Origin of the sequence: Pseudomonas sp. (assembly GCF_030690725.1) — a bacterium.
GTDB lineage: Bacteria > Pseudomonadota > Gammaproteobacteria > Pseudomonadales > Pseudomonadaceae > Aquipseudomonas.
Genome location: NZ_JAUYGD010000059.1, coordinates 1 through 4,685, shown reverse-complemented (window position 1 = coordinate 4,685; position 4,685 = coordinate 1). Strand labels below are relative to the sequence as shown.

Annotated in this window: 4 protein-coding genes; all 4 read right to left on the bottom strand. The window is 57.7% G+C overall.

Annotated features, from left to right (window positions below; genetic code table 11):
• Nucleotides 1-1,040: efflux RND transporter permease subunit (locus Q8O69_RS14495; RefSeq protein ID WP_305592997.1), on the bottom strand; the 1,040-nt coding region annotated here is incomplete at its 3' end.
• On the bottom strand, nucleotides 1,037-2,497 hold the full coding sequence (locus tag Q8O69_RS14490) for an efflux RND transporter periplasmic adaptor subunit (RefSeq protein ID WP_257776560.1): 1,461 nt from the start codon (nucleotides 2,495-2,497) through the stop codon (nucleotides 1,037-1,039). The genes Q8O69_RS14495 and Q8O69_RS14490, both read right to left, overlap by 4 nt.
• The gene (locus Q8O69_RS14485) at nucleotides 2,494-3,756 is read right to left on the bottom strand and encodes a TolC family protein (protein WP_257776559.1); all 1,263 of its coding nucleotides are present in this window, start codon (nucleotides 3,754-3,756) and stop codon (nucleotides 2,494-2,496) included. Before Q8O69_RS14485 ends, Q8O69_RS14490 begins: the two co-directional genes overlap by 4 nt.
• Before the next feature lie 765 nt (nucleotides 3,757-4,521).
• A partial coding sequence (locus Q8O69_RS14480; protein ID WP_305592998.1) for an OprD family outer membrane porin occupies nucleotides 4,522-4,685 on the bottom strand: 164 nt, incomplete at its 5' end.

Here is a 4,685-nt window from a genome sequence, read left to right as displayed (position 1 = left end):
ACAAACTCTTCCAGCAGCTTGAAGCTGAGGTTATCTATGGCCCGATCAATTAACTGGGAGCGGTCATAGGTCGTCACCAACTCGACTCCCGCGGGTAGGCTTGCGCGCAAGCTGTCCAGCTTCTCTTTTACTGCGCTGATCACTTCGCGAGCGTTCTTGTCCGAGCGCATGATCACCACGCCACCGACCACTTCGCCTTCACCATCTAGCTCGGCTATGCCACGGCGCATCTCCGGGCCAAGCTGAATGCTTGCTACCTGGCCAAGCAAAATCGGTATGCCGGTCGGTGACGTGCGCAACGGTACATTGCGAAAGTCCTCCAGGCTTTCCAGATAGCCAGAGGCACGCACCATGTATTCACGCTCGGCTAACTCAAGGACGGCCCCCCCGGTTTCCTGGTTCGCCCCCTTTAATGCCGCTTCAATCTCCCGCTGAGTCACACCGTAGGCAACCATCTTCTGCGGATCGAGCACGACCTGATACTGCTTGACCATGCCGCCTAACGTCGCGACCTCGGCTACGTTAGGTAGGCTTTTCAGCTCGTACTTAAGAAACCAGTCCTGGACTGAGCGCAACTGCGAGAGGTCATGTTTGCCGCTGCGATCCACCAAGGCATATTGGTAGATCCAGCCCACGCCCGTGGCGTCGGGACCCAGGGTGGTGGTGACCCCATCCGGCAGACGATCCTGCGCCTGGTTGAGGTACTCCAGCACGCGGGAACGTGCCCAGTAGAGATCGGTACCGTCCTCGAATAACACGTAGACAAACGAGTCGCCGAAGAACGAGTAACCACGTACGGTCTTCGCACCAGGCACAGAAAGCATGGTGCTAGCCAGCGGGTAGGTCACCTGGTTCTCGATGATCTGAGGGGCCTGGCCTGGGAAGCTGGTGCGGATGATCACCTGAGTGTCGGAGAGGTCCGGTAAGGCATCTAGTGGCGTGCTACGTAAAGACCAGATGCCCCAGGCAGTGATAAACAGGGTCGCCAACAAGACCAGAATGCGGTTGCCAATTGACCAATGGATCAAGCGCGCGATCATTGGCTCGCTCCTTGTTTATTGAGCTGCTCAACGAATAATCCGGCATCGCTTTGTCGTACACCAATGCGTACGGAGTCGCCTATCTTCAATCCAACCGCGACTTCTGGCTTGGCCAAATCAAAAACCATGGTCATGCCTGGCATACCGAGGCTCTCGAAAGGGCCGTGCTCAAGCGTGACCGTTTGATCATCAAGTTCGCGGATCACACCCTGGGCCTCATGCAGTGGGGCCTGCACGGGCACAGGGTCGCCTACCTGTGCCATCACGCCCTGTAAACTGGCTTCCGAATCAATCAGGAACTGCCCTGAAGTAACCACCGCCTGCCCCTCAGAGAGGCCCGCAAGCACTTCGAAGCGGCCATCGGCCTCCCGCCCGACCTGAATCTCATAGGGGCGGTAACGTCCTTCGCCTTCAGCCAGCATGACCAGGGCGCGTTTACCGGTGCGAATCACCGCCTCGCTTGGAATAAGCAGCACCGGCTGCTCGTCTGCGCTATTGAGCCGCACCGATGCAAACATACCGGGGCGCAACTTGCCCTCTGGATTGGGCAGTTCACTGCGTACCGTCAGCGTGCGAGTCTGCACGTCGGCACTCGGCAATAGGGCAATCACTCGGCCTTTGAGCGTTTGGCCTGGAAAAGCCGTTAGGCTTGCACTGATCTGCGCGCCAAGCTCAACCGCTGCGGCCTGTGACTCAGGGATGGCCGCATCGAGCCAGATGCTCGACAACCCATTGAGGCGAGCCAGGTCTTGGCCTGCCGAAACCGCCATGCCAGCGCGTACCTCCAGGGACAGCAACTCACCGCCAATAGGGGTGACCACAGTCTGCAATGCCTTCGGTTTACGGGTACGTTGCACCTGATCGATCAACCCTTTGGGCATCCCCAGCAGGCGCAGGCGTTCACGCGCGGCGTCGACCAGCCGAGCATCACCGCTCTGCAATACCGCGATGAACTCAAGCTGGGCAGCAGACCACTCGGGTATCAGCAGGTCAGCCAACGGCGTTCCTGCAGGCAGTACATCTCCGGGGGCACGGCCATATACCCGCTCGACAAAGCCGGCAGAGCGCGCCTGCAACGTAGCGACTTCGCGCTGGTTGTAGGCCAGTGAACCTACCGCATCGATACCGGACGGTAGTACTGCCCGTACAACCGCCGAAGTTCGCATACCCAGGTTCTGAATTGCTTGCGCTGGCACGCTGAGAGCGGTCGTATCCTGCTCAGTGCCGGCATACTTCGGCACCAGTTCCATGTCCATGAAGGGAGACTTGCCTGGCTGCTCGAAACGCTGAGTCGGCACCATCGGGTCGTACCAGTAGAGCACCTGGCGATCTTCCGATGTTGCTGCTGGCAGCTGATCATGGGATGAGCTTTGTTTGCCCAGCCAGAAACCGCCAGCGGTTCCAACCGCCGCGATGGCTAGGCCCAATAGGCAATACCTCAGAGTGAGCGCTTTCATTTCAGGCCCTCCACATAGGCGTAATACAGACTGGCGGAGAGCTGGCTGAGCTGGCGCTGTTGGTCGATTTTCCGCAGTTGCGCCTCGATCAGGTCACGACGGGCATTGATCACAGCCGCCAATTGACTGTTGCCCGCTTTGTAGGCAGCAAGCTCCAGATCCACGCGCTTGCTCGACAAAGGGATAAGGTGTTGTTCGGTACGGATCAACATCTTGCGCAGCTGCGCCAACTCGGCGAGGCCACTTTCCAGTTCGGCTTGGTGAGTGCGCAGCAGCACTTCCTGTTCGGCCTCCACCTGGGCCACGCTGTGTTGCTTGGCGTTGATCTTGGGTCCCTGACGGGTGCCGACGAACATGGGCAGGTCAAAGGTGAACTGCACCATCACCATGTCGCCGAACTGGTTATCACGGTTGTTGTAGGCGAACTCCACACCCCAGTCGGGTTTCTTCTCGGAAACTGCCTCGGCCAGTTCAGCATTAGCTTCGCCTACACGGGCGGCCGCAGCCCGCAGATCTGGATGTTCCCCCAGGCGATGCTGCAGGTGCGGTACTTCCAAGCTAAGCGCAGGTGGAGTCCCGGCCAGTGGCTGACTCGCATCATCGCCTACCCAGCGGCGTAACGTGGCGCGTGCAATCGCAACATCACGATCCAACTCATCACGCCGGTCCTCAAGCGTTAGTGCTTCCTGATCGGCCTGAAGAAGCTCGCTGGATCGCGCGGAGTTGCCAGCGATCAATGCCTGTATAGCTGAGCGCAGCAGGGTGATCTGTTCATCCAACTCAGAGAAAAGCTCAACGCGACGCTCTGCGTAATAGACATCGAGCCAGCTCAGCGCCGTCTGCCGCTTGGTCTCCAAGACCATCGCGCGTTGCTCTGCTTCGGCACGAGTAACCGTGGCTTCAGCCAGTTGCCGGCGAGCCTGGCGCTTATGGCTGTTAGGCATTTCCTGCATCAGGCCAATGCGGCGCATGGTCATAAAGTCGCGATTAAGTGAGTAGCGATCCGGGCCTTCAATAGGCAGGTTATCCACGCCCAGGATCAACTTGGGATCAGGTAGAGCATCCGACGGCAGCACAGCCTGTTGTGCCGACTCGACTTGAGCCTGCCGGGCAATATTCTCAGGGGCCATACGTTCGGCAAGGGTTTGCGCGCGAGCAAACGTAAGCGGCTCAGCCTGCGCGTTGAGAAATGAACTCATCCACAGCACAACAGCCAGCACGCCTGAGCAACCAAGGCGTGCGATATGGAAAGCAGACATGCTTTCGTCTCCAATGACATTGATCCATGCCGCCTAAATGCAGGCGACAACAGAACGCTCCCTTAGCGGAGCGCATTTCAGATCAGAGCATCAGGAGACGCGCGGGGGACGCCAAAGACTGGCAGGTTCTCGTTTAGCGAGCGGCTGTATCAGCGCTGTTTCCGGGAGGGCACGCAACGGAGCGAAGGGTTTAATCGCCATAGACTGGAGAAAAACGCTGGTATTGCATTCTTGACCGGATTTGCAGGGGGATTTGCTGCCTGAGCTGGATGTGTCGCTCATGTCCTCACAGCAAGGAGCCTCACTGCCGGCATGATCCATATCGGCCATGGCACTTTGCATCGGGCAAGGTTCAGCTGCCGGCATGCTGCCAAAAGCTGGCAGCATCAGGCTGAGTACCAAAACCAGGACCGAGAAAAACCGATACATAGCGGTTGCCGTTAGCGTGTCTGAATAAACATTAGCAGAGCTCTTTTGCTCAACACAGCGATAAAACGTGCCATGGAACACTTGATCAATAAACTGGATTGTCTGGTCACTGTGGCGATTTAGAGCACTGGTAGTGCCAGCCAGCATCGGGCGGGCGGGTTCTGCTTGGGCTTGGACATATCTTCAACCTTTCCACGGCGGCAAGGTCAAGCGTTTTTCTTTCAGTTAACTAACACTTGCATATCAAGCTCTGCAGTGCAGCACAGTGTGGGTGAGGCTCGCGATGTTGGATCTTCCTTGATCCAAGCGCGTCCTGCGTCTCCTCAATGAACGTGATTACAACAGTGGAAGTGTGTAGCTGACGATCAGGCGGTTCTCATCAACGTCGTTGCCGAAGTTGGTTGAACGTAGTGTGGCGTTGCGCCATTTCACGCCCAGGTTTTTCAGTACGCCGTCCTGGAAGACATAGGCGATGTCAGTGTTGCGCTCCCACTCCTTAC

Excerpts from the sequence above, each read along its gene's own strand:
- Q8O69_RS14490 (WP_257776560.1), bottom strand. The coding sequence starts at position 2,497 with ATGAAAGCGCTCACTCTGAGGTATTGCCTATTGGGCCTAGCCATCGCG.
- Q8O69_RS14485 (WP_257776559.1), bottom strand. The coding sequence starts at position 3,756 with ATGTCTGCTTTCCATATCGCACGCCTTGGTTGCTCAGGCGTGCTGGCT.